The organism is Ruegeria sp. YS9, assembly GCF_024628725.1.
Lineage (GTDB): Bacteria > Pseudomonadota > Alphaproteobacteria > Rhodobacterales > Rhodobacteraceae > Ruegeria > Ruegeria atlantica_C.
Window position 1 is genome coordinate 917,701 of record NZ_CP102409.1, and the last position, 13,120, is coordinate 930,820.

Annotated in this window: 15 protein-coding genes; 6 read left to right on the forward strand and 9 right to left on the reverse strand. The window is 57.9% G+C overall.

Annotated elements, in window-relative coordinates:
* The 8 genes from NOR97_RS04720 to NOR97_RS04755 all read right to left on the reverse strand — a co-directional run bounded on the left by NOR97_RS04720 (position 1) and on the right by NOR97_RS04755 (position 6,624).
* The gene (locus tag NOR97_RS04720) at positions 1-651 is read right to left on the reverse strand and encodes a virB8 family protein (RefSeq protein WP_257600374.1); all 651 of its coding nucleotides are present in this window, start codon (positions 649-651) and stop codon (positions 1-3) included.
* Between the two features lie 3 nt (positions 652-654).
* Positions 655-1,434: a type IV secretion system protein gene (locus NOR97_RS04725; protein WP_257600375.1), complete on the reverse strand. Its 780-nt coding sequence runs from the start codon at positions 1,432-1,434 to the stop codon at positions 655-657.
* The gene (locus tag NOR97_RS04730) at positions 1,431-2,525 is read right to left on the reverse strand and encodes a lytic transglycosylase domain-containing protein (RefSeq protein WP_257600830.1); all 1,095 of its coding nucleotides are present in this window, start codon (positions 2,523-2,525) and stop codon (positions 1,431-1,433) included. The genes NOR97_RS04725 and NOR97_RS04730 overlap by 4 nt, the downstream gene beginning before the upstream one ends.
* 197 nt (positions 2,526-2,722) lie before the next feature.
* Positions 2,723-5,089 carry a type IV secretion system protein B4 gene (locus tag NOR97_RS04735; RefSeq protein ID WP_257600376.1) on the reverse strand — a complete coding sequence of 789 codons (2,367 nt, stop codon included), beginning with the start codon at positions 5,087-5,089 and terminating at the stop codon, positions 2,723-2,725.
* Entirely contained in the window at positions 5,079-5,357 is a 279-nt protein-coding gene (locus NOR97_RS04740) for a type IV secretion system protein VirB3 (RefSeq protein WP_024096577.1), read from the reverse strand. The genes NOR97_RS04735 and NOR97_RS04740 overlap by 11 nt, the downstream gene beginning before the upstream one ends.
* 7 nt (positions 5,358-5,364) lie before the next feature.
* Complete coding sequence (locus tag NOR97_RS04745) at positions 5,365-5,655, reverse strand: TrbC/VirB2 family protein (RefSeq protein WP_257600378.1); 291 nt, start codon at positions 5,653-5,655, stop codon at positions 5,365-5,367.
* Positions 5,655-6,233 (reverse strand): lytic transglycosylase domain-containing protein, encoded by a 579-nt coding sequence (locus tag NOR97_RS04750; RefSeq protein ID WP_257600379.1) that lies wholly within the window; start codon positions 6,231-6,233, stop codon positions 5,655-5,657. Before NOR97_RS04750 ends, NOR97_RS04745 begins: the two co-directional genes overlap by 1 nt.
* A gap of 64 nt (positions 6,234-6,297) precedes the next feature.
* Positions 6,298-6,624: a hypothetical protein gene (locus tag NOR97_RS04755; RefSeq protein WP_170415557.1), complete on the reverse strand. Its 327-nt coding sequence runs from the start codon at positions 6,622-6,624 to the stop codon at positions 6,298-6,300.
* 163 nt (positions 6,625-6,787) lie between these two features.
* On the opposite strand from NOR97_RS04755, the gene NOR97_RS04760 reads away from it, so the two are divergent.
* The gene (locus NOR97_RS04760) at positions 6,788-7,075 is read left to right on the forward strand and encodes a hypothetical protein (protein ID WP_257600380.1); all 288 of its coding nucleotides are present in this window, start codon (positions 6,788-6,790) and stop codon (positions 7,073-7,075) included.
* Between the two features lie 388 nt (positions 7,076-7,463).
* On the opposite strand, the gene NOR97_RS04765 is transcribed toward NOR97_RS04760, so the two are convergent.
* Positions 7,464-8,147, reverse strand: a complete 684-nt coding sequence (locus NOR97_RS04765; RefSeq protein ID WP_050687544.1) for a DUF1989 domain-containing protein — start codon at positions 8,145-8,147, stop codon at positions 7,464-7,466.
* 291 nt (positions 8,148-8,438) lie between these two features.
* Here NOR97_RS04765 and NOR97_RS04770 point away from each other — a divergent pair, with 291 nt between their 5' ends.
* The 5 genes from NOR97_RS04770 to NOR97_RS04790 all read left to right on the forward strand — a co-directional run bounded on the left by NOR97_RS04770 (position 8,439) and on the right by NOR97_RS04790 (position 13,039).
* Complete coding sequence (locus NOR97_RS04770; RefSeq protein WP_050687546.1) at positions 8,439-9,176, forward strand: BtpA/SgcQ family protein; 738 nt, start codon at positions 8,439-8,441, stop codon at positions 9,174-9,176.
* Between the two features lie 12 nt (positions 9,177-9,188).
* Positions 9,189-9,809, forward strand: coding sequence for a phosphoribosyltransferase family protein (locus NOR97_RS04775; protein ID WP_050687554.1), 621 nt, complete (start codon positions 9,189-9,191; stop codon positions 9,807-9,809).
* Positions 9,810-9,861: 52 nt separating this feature from the next.
* On the forward strand, positions 9,862-10,794 hold the full coding sequence (locus tag NOR97_RS04780; RefSeq protein WP_050687556.1) for a ribose-phosphate pyrophosphokinase: 933 nt from the start codon (positions 9,862-9,864) through the stop codon (positions 10,792-10,794).
* Between the two features lie 130 nt (positions 10,795-10,924).
* Positions 10,925-11,752, forward strand: coding sequence for a LysR family transcriptional regulator (locus NOR97_RS04785; RefSeq protein ID WP_257600384.1), 828 nt, complete (start codon positions 10,925-10,927; stop codon positions 11,750-11,752).
* A 147-nt stretch (positions 11,753-11,899) separates the two neighbouring features.
* Entirely contained in the window at positions 11,900-13,039 is a 1,140-nt protein-coding gene (locus NOR97_RS04790; RefSeq protein ID WP_050687560.1) for a PotD/PotF family extracellular solute-binding protein, read from the forward strand.
* Positions 13,040-13,120: the final 81 nt, after the last annotated feature.

Sequence of the window (13,120 nt, forward strand, 5' to 3'; positions counted from 1 at the left end):
TTACTCCAGACGATCCGAGCGGATCGCGTATTCGGTGACGGTGAAGCCGAAAGGGTTCTGCCAGACATCGTCGATCGACCGGCTGTTCTCGGGTCGAAACTCAAACATCAGGGTTGCGGTGAAGAGCCCGTTTTGACTGCCGCGCGGCGAATTGAGCCGCTTGCGAAGGCGCACTTGGGCACGGTTGGCGCTGATATGGGTGATAGACAGAACCTCGACTTCAAGGCGCGCATCTGTGCCATAGCTGTCCGGCGGATAGGCCTCATGGCCGCTGGTCCAAAGCGCGCGCAGTCCTGCGGCGGCCGCGCCGTCCGACTGGTCCAGGACCCGCCGCACCCGCACGTCATTGTCGAGCTGATTGTAGGTCTCTCGATCGATCACATAGCGGTAGACCTGTGCCTCGATGATAGCGGGGCGTTCCGTGAGTGAGACCGCTTCAACCATGGCATTGGGGAGGGCCATGCCGGTTTCGCTATCAAAGGGCACGATCATGGGCGGCGGGTCCGCGTCGAACAGGGCAACGAGGGCGGCGGCGAGGCAACCTACCATGCCAAACGCCATGCCTGTCAGCCCCAGTTTCTGCCACATGAGCTCGCGTCGTCGTGCGCCGTAGACGAGCTCTTCTTCGATGATTTCTGCCTCGCTGTTCATGGATCAGTCCGCGCGCAGGTCTGGCAGGGTGAAGTCCATATAGCGGCGCTCTTCGGCCAGGGTGGCTGCATCCACCACCCCGGATTGTCCCGCGCCAACGGTCTGGATGGCTTCAAGCTCCCACATGCGCGTCATGGCAATCGCAAGCTCGGCGGTGACGCGGGTGTTGTGATCGACCGCTTCCTTGAGCGTTTCCATGTCCGGGATCAGCGAAACCAGCTGTTCGACCCGATCGAGGGACTGTGCCGCCTCCTCATAGCTGTTCTCAGCGGCCGCCGACATCACTGCCCCGGTGCTCGCTTGGCTGGCAATGCGCTCAGCCCCTGGATTGCCGCTGTTGGCCATGTCGGACAGGCTGTCTTGGTCAAAGCCTGCGTCCTCCAAGGCTTGCGTCATACGGCCTTCCATCTGAGGGGCGGCATTGCCGATCAGGCCGCTGAAATCGCCGCTCTGGATTTGCCGTATGGTGCCAAGGAGATCGCCGAATTCCTGATCGAGAAGTCCGTCGAGATCACCACCCATGGTCATTTCAATGATATCCGTCGCGCCGGTTAGCGCAGCGTAGGTCTCGTTGAGCGTGTCGAGTTGCCGCTGCACCAGGTCGAGCTGGTCGAGAAGCGTGTCGAGCTGGTCGGTCTGGATCCCGAAATCCTCCAGCATCTGCTGCAGCTGGCGAATTTCCTGGGCGATGTTGCGCGTGTCGACAGTCGGCACGCCTTGAGCAATTGCAGGAGACGCAACCAACAATGCGCAGGTGGCTACGGCAGAAAGAAAGCGGATCATCGGAGAGCCTCCAGATCGAATTGCATGAAGTCTTGTTCGCGGGCCTGCGCGGCCGCCATGGCCAGCGCTTCGGCGCTGAGCGGACGGGTATGGGTGGCCTTGAGGCGCGTGCGGATTGCGATCAGGCGCGCGAGTTCGGCCCGCGCGTAAGTGTTGAGCGACATGGCCGCGTGAATGTCATCTGTCTCGCCAATGCGGGTGATGATGTCCTGCACGCGCAGCGCGGCCGCTTGCACTGAGACCATGGAATAATCGCCATAAACCCCTGCGCCGAAAGAGGTGAGGCTCATGGTAGAATTGGCGAGTAGAACCGGATCGATGGTGCCAAGCGCATCAACGCCGCCGACGCGGGCAAGGTAGAGATTGTAACGCTGAGGGATCACCTGAACGTAGTGTTGGGTCTCAGCAAAGGGCGGCACGCCGGCGTAGCGCTGCACGTTGCCGGGACCTGCATTGTAGGCAGCGAGCCCGTGAATGATGTTGCCGTCAAACATGGCCAGCATCTGTGCCAGATAGCGCGCGCCACCGGTGACCTGAATGTAGGGGTTTTCATAGTAGGCCGGGTAAATCCCGAGATCCTGCGCCGTGCCAGGCATGATCTGGGTCAGGCCAAATGCACCAACAGGCGAGCGCGCGCCGATGGTGAAACGGCTTTCTTGCCAGATCAGCGCCTGCAACAGGCAGCGCCATTGCTTGGGCGAAAGGCCCGCCGCGCGCACTCCGGACATTTGGTGCGTTTCCTGCGCGGCGCGAATGATCAGCTCTTCAATCGAGCCTGAGGCGTCGCCGAACATCTGGGCCGCGCCGGGATTCGTATCAACCGGACCATAAAGCGTTTCTGCGGCGCTCTCAGGCGATGAACCCGCTTCCAAGCTCGCGACCAGTTCGCCCGAGTTCCCGCTGGCAAGCGTCGCGGCATCGAGAATGCTTTCCAGCGCCTGGAGTTGTTCTTGTTCCAGCTCTTCAAGCTCTTCTTCTTTGGTCAACCGATCCCGCTGCAGAGCCAGATCCTGTTCGCCTTGCTGCAGCACGCGTTCGCGCTGCAAAAACATGCCCGCATCAAAGGTCGGCACGCCTTGGGCAAAGGCCATTGGCGTGGCGAACCACACCAAGCCCGCAAAGATCTGCAGGCGGTGCTTACTCACCGAGACCACCAATCGGCCCGAGCAGCTCGAAATTGCAGCTGCTGCGGCTGACTTCGGCAAAAGACTTGAAGCATTCTGCTTCGGACGGCCGGTATTCCGCGCAGGCTGTTAGGGTCAAAAGGGTAAGGGTCAGTACGCCAAGTCTAGCCATCAATCAGTCTCCAAAAGTCGGGGTTCTGGCGATAATTCGCGCCGACCAGCGCTTCGCCTTTTTCCATGCCGCCAAGGATCGTGAGGTAAGGGCCAAGCGCGCTTAGATCAGCGTCGATCACCACTGAGCCTTGGTCGTCGCGCACCAGAGCCAAGCGGGAGTTACTGCCTGTGCCAAGCAGAACGCTGAGCTCTTTCTCAGAAAGGCCCAGCATGGTGTAGTCACTGGCCGAGGCGCGAATGTTGGGAAGCAAAAGCTGCGTCGGCACTGCTTCAACGATCGTCTTGCCGGTACGGGTTTTCTCGAGCTGGCTTGCGTATTGGGTCATCATCACGACGACCGCGTTCTGTTTGCGCGCCGTGACCAGCCAGTTGCTGAGCCGGTCGGCAAAATACGGGTTGTCGAGCGCTTTCCAGGCTTCGTCGATGATGATCAGCGTTGGCTTGCGATCCTCTATGACGCGCTCCACTCGCCGAAACAGGTAGGACAGCACCGCCATGCGCTCTTTCTCGCTTTCGCTGTCGAGAATGCCGGTCAGGTCGAACCCGACAACATCACCATCGAGCGAGAAGGTATCTTCAGAACTTTGCCCAAAAATCCAACCGTAGCGACCATCAGCGGTCCATTCCTGAATCCGTTCGAACAGATCCCCTTCATCCGCCCCCGCCACAAAGAGGGAGGCCAAATCCTGCCAGTTGCGCAGGGCGGCATCGCTCGCCCCGGCGTTCTGGCGCACTCCTTCTTGGATGCGATTGATCTGAACCGGGCTCAGGTGCTTGTCGGTGCGATGCAGCAGGGTGGCCAGCCAATCAGACAGCCAGGCTTGCCCGCGCCCATCGATTTCTGTGCGCAGAGGGTTGAGGCCGGTTGCCTCGCCTGCCTTGATGGCGCTGTAGCGCCCGCCATTGGCCCGCACGGCCATTTCCATGCCAGCGCGATAGTCGAAGACAAAGACGCGCGCGTCGCAGCGACGGGCTTGGGTCATCAGAAAGGCCGACAACACTGACTTTCCAGAGCCAGGGCGGCCGAGGATCAAGGTATGCCCGCTGGTCGGCTCTTTGTCCGGCTGCCCCGTCTCGTGGTAGTTGAATAGAAAGCCTGAGCGTTCAGGCGTCGGGAACAGGGAGATTGGTTTGCCCCAAGGCACTTGGTGTCCGGGTTTGCCCAGTTGACCGCGATGCAGCGCTGCGAGGTCGGCAAAGTTCGTGTTCGTGATGGCGGCCTTGCGGCTGCGCATCTGTCCGTTGCCCGGATGCTGCGCGAAATAATGGGTCCGAGCCGCAAAGCTCTCATTCACCAGATTGACGCCTTCACTGGCGGCGATGTTGCGCACCTCGGCCGCGATGGCTTCCAGTTTTTCTTCGTTCTCGGCGAAAACCGTGACGGTCATGTGATGATCGCCGAAGCTAAGACGCTTGGATTCCAAGTCATCCAGCGCGTCGACCAGTTCTTCAGCAAGGGAAATCGCACCATCATCACTGGCCTTCATCAGGCGCTGTTGCCGCTTGATCCGGCTGGCCATGATGTTGCTGTTTATCGGTGTGAAGGAGTGTGTGACCACCATGTCGACCGGCAGGTTCAGCTCATCGAACATGGTGCAGCTGGTTTTGGTCGGGTAGGTCTTGATCGCAAAACTGGTACCAAACCGCTTGCCCGCCGTCCCATCGTCGAGCGTAAAGCCTCGCCCCTGAAACGTGACGCGGGTATTGACCACATCCTCGGCAATCACGCCAAAGCGGGATCTTGCAAAGAGCGGTCGCTCTTGACCAATGTTGAGCGCCCCGAGGAACCCGAGTAGTTCGCCGCTTTCAGCGCCGAGTAGGCGCGGGTTCAACTCGGCAAATGACGAGAGCAGAAACCCGACGACCTCCTCAAGCTTGCGAAGCTGCTTAGCCGTCCGGTCTTTCAGCTGAGCGATCGAGTCTGAGCGCTTCAGGCGGAGCCGTGCGCCGAGGGGAGGACGTTTCAGCACCGTGAGCGTGAGTGTCTTGTCCCTCAGCCCCGCCCGTGTCATTGCCATTTGCCAACGGCTGTCCAGCGCTTGAGCAAACCCCTCATTGGGCACCGGCGACAAGACGGTCTCGATCGCTTTTGAAACCTTGTGGACGTAGAAACTGTACTCTGGCCCAATCTGCGCAATGATCGCCGCGAAGAGCGCGCGGATCTTCTCCAGATGCGCGTCATCGCTGGTCATGCTGTTGATGCCGTCAAGGCGGATACACTGGAACAAAGCATTGCCGCGTGTGCGGATCGTCACGTCATTCACGAGGCTGACATAGGGCAGCATGCTGGCCATCGGGCGCTCTTTGCGCGCCCAGTCTGGCAGCGTTGCAAGATCATCCGAGGGGTCATGGAGCATAGCTGTCACCCGAATGGATCTTGCGGTTCGGGGTAGGCGGCGTTTCCTGTAGGGCGGTGACCATTACCTCAAGAAAGGCAGGGTCCCAATCCGCCGCTTTCCATAGCGCGGGATAGGCCAGAGCGGCGATGATGATCACCGGCCAGCTCTGGACCCACAGAAACAGCAATACAAACCCGAAGAGCCAGACCATGGCATACATGATCGGCAAGCCGATGAGCTTTGGTGGCCGGATCAGACCGAGGAAGAGGCGGGTTTGCGTTGCCATGCCGGAATTACGCGCCCCAGATGGCGGTCACGATGGTTGGCGCGGCCGCGATGCCTGCAATGGCAACCAGCACCCAGAGGGCTTGGCGGAAATCCAGAATGCCGAACAGCCAGGAGAGGAACACGCCAATCAAGGCCAAGGTGCCTATGACGATGCCCAAGGGGCCGGTGATCGTGTCGACAATGCCTTGAAGAAGGTTCTGCACCGGGGAGAGATCGATGCTTTGCGCAAATGCCGGGTTGGCAATCATCAAGCTGGCCAGAACCAGCGACAGGATCGTGCGGAATTGTATGTGCATCAGGAGGCTCCAGTCAGTCGGTCACGCACAGCCATGACGCGGCGCACGTGATTTTGGGTTTCTCGGTAGGGAGGAATGCCGCCATAGCGCGCGACCGCGTCTGGTCCCGCGTTATAGGCGGCAAGCGCAAGTTCGGGCGTGCCGAACTGCGCCAACATCATCAGAAGGTAGCGGGCAGAGCCATCGAGGTTTGCCTGCCAGTCATGCGGATCCACGCCGAGCTGAGCGGCCGTTCCGGGCATCAACTGCCCGAGGCCGATCGCACCGGCTGAGCTGCGCGCATTCGGACGATAAGCGCTTTCGATCTCGATATTGGCTTGGAACAGTGCCTGCCATTCCGTCACCGACAGACCCGCGCGACGCAACGCCGGGTGCCCACCATAGCGATGCGCGGTGCTTTCAAGCGCTGCGAGGATTTCGGGGCGGGGAACTGCGCGGGCGGGTGCAGGAGGCGGATCTTCAGGCTCAGGCGATGCGAAAACGATCAGCTCTGGCGGGTTTGCGCCAATCCCGTCGACATAGCTTTGCGCAAAACCTGATTGGGGGGCTTTGGTCTCTAGCTGGCCGTCGACCCGCATGGAAAGCACGAAGCCTTCGGAATAGGCGGGGACAGCAAGGCATGCTGCGAGGACGGCAAGTAGCTTAGCCCGCGTCGTCCAGTTTGTGTGAGGCGACTTTGCCTTCGAGCATCGGGATCGAGACGATCGAGACACCAAGTCCAGCAAGGAAGCTCGATAAGCCGTTGATTGTCTTGAACTCTCGGGCAGCCATGTTGTTGCGCGCTGTAACAAGCAGGCGACGCGTCTCACCATCTGGCGAGACGCAATGCACGGTCCAAACTCCGGACCACTGAGCACCTGTTCGTTTGGGCGTAACCCGGCACACAACATCTGCCGAATGACCTTCGGCAAGAAGCGTGCGCAGCCCGTCTTCACTGACAACATTGGGGGCGTCTTGCATCAGATTCATAGGATCGAGCCTTGCAGAATTGTGCATTGACCCGGCAGTCCCTCATGGACTACCGAACCGATACAATATTATAATCTTGCAATCAATAGGTGCAATTTGAGTTATTGCGCCCTTCATGCGTTGAAACAAATTTACTGCAACGGAGTGGCTGAGCCAAGATAATATGGCGCTTTTGAAACAAACATTGGCGGTTATGGTCGTTCTGAGCTGTGGTTCTGCCGCGATTGCGGGCAGTTGCCTGTCGCCTGCACCGCCCTGGATGCCGACCGATGCCGATGACCTGCGAGCTTATGCTGACCTGTTGAGGCGCGATGCGGAGACGTATTTCACCGATGTTGAGCAGTACTTCCGTTGCCTGGATCGTCAGCGCAGAGATGTCTTCGAGGAAGCGCGCGCGGTCACTGGAGACTACGCGCGTCTCTTGGAGCTTCTGGACGACGTGAGGTATTGAGACCCGTCCTTGCCTATTGATAGCGGCCGCTCATCAGAGCTGCGGCAAATGTCGACAATGCGGGACTTTGCCGACATTGATGTTTAGCCATGTTGCTGACGCAGCATTTGTTTTCTCTTGCAGCACAACCATCGCTGCGTTGCGGCCGCGAGCCGCGGGAGCGGACATTCAGAGTTCGTCGGGCCCCAAAAATCTGTTCCACTACCGAATGACGGAGGGGAGCCCGTAGTTCCAACCCTGTACCTTGCTCGAACAACCGCTAGACGTCGCCACTTCAAGGTTAACGATCGCCATCGGAGCTGAGATCTTTCCCCGTAAGCTCCTGACACAATGACAGCGCAACTTCGGCGAGGGTATCAATCAACTGCTTTTGAATTGGTCGGATACGTCAGGTGTCCGCGACGTAGAACTTCAGAATGTCTGGCGCGACACCCACGCCGTTGACTGGCGTGACGTCTTGAGGGCAGGCGGACATGACGGCGATGACGTCCATATCGGCGCGGAAGGTCACTTGGTCATCCGGTTTTGACACGGGTGCGACGAAACTTGTGCTGCCGTCGGCTTGCACAGGGACGTTCATCCAAAGATTGAAAGGGGCGGGAACAGCTGGCGCTTTGAGGCCAATGGCCATCAGCGCCATCCGCAGATTATCAGCGCAATTGTCGTGGTATTCCGTGCAGCCCAATTGCTGGTACCGGGCATGATCGCAGCAGGCGATTATCGTGTCATGCACACCATCGGATGTGTCTTCCGTGATTGTCATCAAGGGGCGACGCAGGTTGGAGGTCACACTGTCACCTACTTTGGGGAATATCGAGCCTAGGGCTGTGTGCAAATGCTCCATCGAAGAATACTCACCCACATCATCTGCTGCAAAAATCCAGAAATCGCAGACTTGATGGCCGCTGGGGTTCATCACGGTTAGCTGTTGACCTGCGCCGACGCGCACCGCCACGCCGCATCGCGCGTCGATTGTGTAGGTGTGGTTCATTCTGGGTGTGCCGTCAGCGGAAACGGCAATCTCAAGACTGCGGTTGGTACCATCGGGTCGGGAGGGGTCGAACGAGGCCATGGGCACGGGCTTTCGTGGATTATGTCTGGGTAGTTGCATTGTTTGGCGAGGGGCCATTCGCAAAGGAGCATAGACAGTTCTCGGCATATTGGAATGAAGCTTACGTGCTTCTCGTCGGAGACGTGCCGAAGATTAGCTCCGCTTTGACATCGGCTGGTTTTGCAAAGAACCGCAGGCGTTCTCATCGAGATGCATTCATTTCCAAGCTAAATGAACTAATAAGCACAATAAATTTTCTAAATTCCATTGCCGATGATAGCGTCCTCGCAATAACCGGGATTGAGAATTGAGATGGATCGACACGACTTCAAAAAGACCTTTGGCGCAACTGGTCCTGTCATTCTTCCTGTCATTCATGTGCTTGACAGCGAACAGGCCGAGCGGAACATCAAAGCAGCCATTGCTGGCGGGTGTCCGGGGGTTTTTCTGATCAACCACGACTTCGAGAAAGAGAAACTGGTCCCGATCATCAAGGAGATGCGGCAGGCGTTCCCGGACATTTGGCTCGGGGTGAATTTTCTGGCGGTCACCGGCAAGTTTGCCTTCCCAATTCTGGGAGAGATGCAAGCTGAAGGGTGCAAGGTCGATGGTTACTGGGCCGATGACGCACGTATGGATGAACGCCGTGCGGAAGATGATCAGCCCGAAGCAGATGAGATCGCGGCCATCCGCGAAGGAAGCGGTTGGACCGGGCTTTATATCGGCGGCACCGCATTCAAAAAGCAGCGCGACGTTGATCCAGCACAGTATGGCAAAAGCGCGCGCATCGCGACGCACTACATGGACGTCGTTGTGACCTCCGGCGTGGCGACTGGCCACGCAGCCGATGTTGGCAAGATCGACACGTTTCGCGCGCATTGCGGCGACACGGCACTTGGCCTTGCATCCGGCATCACACCTGAAAACGCAGCGCAATATGCAGATGCGGTTGATCTTTTCATGGTCGCGACCGGCATCAATTTTGACGGCGATTTCTACAATATTGATCCTGAGCGCCTGAAGCGGCTCATGGACCTCACACAGACATAAGGGAGAGAAAAGATGGCTCAAGACAAAGGACCCAGAGACGACCGTTGGTACTTCTCGCTGATGGCCCCGAACACCAAAGGCGACAAGTTTGCATGGCTTGACCCGACCTCAATCTACATCAACGGCAAGGCGTATCATGATCTGCTGGATGATCTGGTGGCTGATCTAGATGCCGATGAGATTGACGTCGTCGCGGGCCTTGATGCGATGGGCTTTGTTCTGGCGGCGGGCATCGCGGCCCGTATCGGGAAGGGGTTTCTGCCCATTCGCAAACCCGGAAAGCTCTGTGTGGATACAGACAGCGCGTCTATGACCAACTACTCCGGTCAAACCCAGTCGATGGAAATGCGCACGCCCGCCTTTGCACCCGGAACGCGGGTTTTGCTGGTGGATCAGTGGGTTGAAACCGGCGGCACGATGCATGGTGCTGTCCAGCTGGTTGAACAGCAGAAGGGCAAAGTTGCGGGCATGGTGGCGATTGTCATGGAAGAGAATGACAATACGAAGTCCTATCGCGAAAAGTACAAGGTCGTCACCGCGATCCAGCCCGGCACCGAATGGCAGCGCCAGGCCAATGCGCAGTATCTGGAAAGCTTCAAGACCTACAAACCCGAGATGGCGTTCCCGGTCTAAGGCCTGAACCCGGCGCACATCCAATCAAACTCTGACCAGAGGGGCTCGACAGATGAAATTGATCTGTGGAAACAGTAACCGTCCGCTTGCTGAAGCGATTGCCGCGCATATGCGTGTCCCTCTGGCTGAGTGTAACGTGCGTCGGTTTGCCGACGAAGAAGTCTTTGTCGAGATACAGGAAAACGTGCGCGGCGATGACGTCTATGTCATCCAATCAACGTCCTATCCAGCCAACGACAACCTGATGGAGCTGCTGGTGTTGATCGACGCGCTGCGCCGATCCTCTGCCGGGCGGATCACCGCCGTGATCCCCTATTTCGGCTATGCCCGTCAGGACCGCAAATCAGCCCCGCGCACGCCGATCACGGCAAAGCTTGTGGCGAACATGATCACGCAGGCGGGCGCGCATCGGGTGCTAACTATGGATCTGCATGCAGGGCAAATTCAGGGGTTCTTCGACATTCCCACCGACAATCTTTACGCGGTGCCCGAAATCGTGCGGGATATCGAAAAGCAAAAGGACCGCGACAATGTGATGGTCGTATCCCCGGACGTAGGCGGTGTAGTGCGCGCACGCGCTTTGGCGAAACGTCTCTCGACTGGCCTCGCAATTGTAGACAAGCGCCGCGACAAGCCCGGCTCGTCTGAAGTCATGAACATAATCGGGGACGTCTCTGGCAAGTCCTGCATGTTGGTCGATGACATTATCGACTCTGGCGGTACGCTCTGTAATGCCGCGACGGCGCTGCTCGAAAATGGCGCGGCGGAAGTTTCTGCTTACATCACCCATGGGGTCCTGTCCGGCAAGGCTGTCGACAGGATCAATGCATCTGATCTGACGTCCCTGGTCATCACCGACACAATTTGCGCTACCGAAGCGGTCACCGCATCATCGAAAATTCGCGAGATTTCGATTGCGCCAATGTTCGCCAAGGCGATCACACGGATCGCGAATGGAGAGTCCGTCAGCGTCTTGTTCGAATAGAGGGTGATCATACGATTTGCATAAAGCAACTTTATCGTTGTTCGCTACACATTTTCAGCGCTAATGTTCTCGTATGGGCGCGGTCAACCTTTCAACAGAGCTCCTCAGAGCTTTCATCACTGTCATTGAGGTGGCAAGTTTCACGCGCGCGGCCGAGATACTTGGTCGGACGCAACCTGCCATCAGCCTGCAAGTGAAGCGCTTGGAAGAAGCGGTTGGCTATCCGCTCATTGCGCGGAAGGGCAAAGAGATATCGCTCACGGAGCGGGGGGAGGCTCTGGCCATACATGCGCGCCAGATTCTGCGCCTGAACGATCTGGCAATGGCGGAGTTTGAGCAGCGTGATCCCGCAGCAAGATTGCGGGTGGGGTTGCCTGTGGACTATGCGGTCAACACCCTGCAAGCCTGTTTGACGGACGTTGTCCGACAATTCCCCGATACACAGATCGAAATTCGATGTGATCTGTCCAAGCATCTGCTGGCGGCCATGCGGAGCAACGAAATCGATATCGCCGTGGCATTGTTCGACGGGGACGACCAGCAGTTCCTATTCCGCAACTGGAAAGAACAACCAACCTGGGTTGGCGCCAACGGGTTCGAGATCCCGGAACATGCTGACATCCCCCTTGTCGCGCACCCCTTTGGTTGTGTGTACCGCGACCGTATGGCTACCGCTTTGAAGTTGGTGGGAAAAAGCTGGCGCATCGCTTACTCCAGTCCCGGCATTGGTGGCGTTCAACGCGCGGTCCAGGATGGCCTTGGCCTTTCGTGCCTGACTGCTCCGACGGTCCAAAGCGGCATGCGCACTTTTTCTGAACAAGACGGCCTGCCGGTTCTTGCCCCTTTGCACATCGGGCTTTTCGCACGACAGGCTCAGTTGGGTGCGGGCGGATACGCGGCCATGGATGCCATGATCAACACCTTGGAGCAACGCTCATCGAGCGCTATTGACGCATAACTGCTCATTATGAAGGCATATCAACGATAAATTTCCTAAAAGTCTCATTTTACCATACCATTCTACAAAAATCAGACTGAACACTATGGTTCGGCGAAAAATCAAATGCTCTTTTGCTGGGAAAGAGTGACCAACCGGGAGACACAAATGTACAGACCAACCGTAACTTCATCACTATTGGGCTTGAACCGCCGCCAACTGCTGAAAGCTGGCGGCGCAGCCGTTCTGACAACACCATTTGTCAGCCGCGCCTGGGCGGCAACGACCGAAATCAACATGCTTGCGTGGTACGGCCATGGAGAGGCTGATGTGGTTGCGGAGTATGAGGCTGCAAACAACGTGAAGTTCGTGCCAAAGTATTATGCTGGTGGCGACAACATGCTGGCGCTGATCGCCCAATCCCCTCCGGGCACTTACGATCTGATCCTGTCTGACGCAGAATTCGTGCAGCAGCTGAACGCAGCTGGCTACATCGAAGAAATGAACCCGGCAGATTATCCGCTGGATGACATGCTGCACGAAGACTTCTCGCAGTTCCCCGGCCACTGGGCGGACGGCAAGATGTATTCCATGATCCTGCGCGGGGGGCACTTGGGTGTTTCCTACAACAAGAACTCCGTGACAGCGAAAGAAGCGGAAAGCTATTCCTGCTTCTGGAAGCCGGAGCTTCAGGGCAAAGTGGGCCATTTTGACTGGCACCTGCCGACCCTAGGTCAGATGAGCCTTTATGATGGGAATGGCGCTGACCTTTGGAACCTGAACGACGATCAGTGGTCCAAGGTTCAGGAGACCACCATGAGCCTGCGCTCGCAGGTTGGCGGCTTCTTTGACTATGGCGGCACGTTCAATGGCCTGAAAAACGGCGAGATGCAGGCGATGGTTGGCATCGGTGACTGGATCACCGGCGTTCTAGAAAAAGACGGCGCGCCTGTCGCGTCCGTGATCCCGAAGGAAGGCGGCATTCAGTTCACTGAAAGCTATTCCATCGGCAAGGGCAGCGAAAAGGCCGAAGAGGCCAAGAAGTTCATCCAGTACATGATGTCCCCTGCAGGTCAGGTGAAATCTGCACAGATGGCGGCCTATCCCGGCTTCTGCGTGACCAAGGCTGGCCGCGCCGCCCTGATCGAGGCTGACATGGCGGAAGCCAAGCGGTCGCACCAGGTCGATGGTGATCCGCAAGATCCGATCGCACTGATCAAGGAAGGCCGGGTCCATTACCGCGACATTCCTCAGCAGCAGACGCTGGAGGACTGGAACGACTTCTGGTCCGAGTACAAGAGCGCCTGATCTAGGGCCCAAAGAACCAAAAAAGGGCGGCCAACAGGTCGCCCCTTTTTCCCTTAAGACGCGAAAGCCCTGCACAGCCCC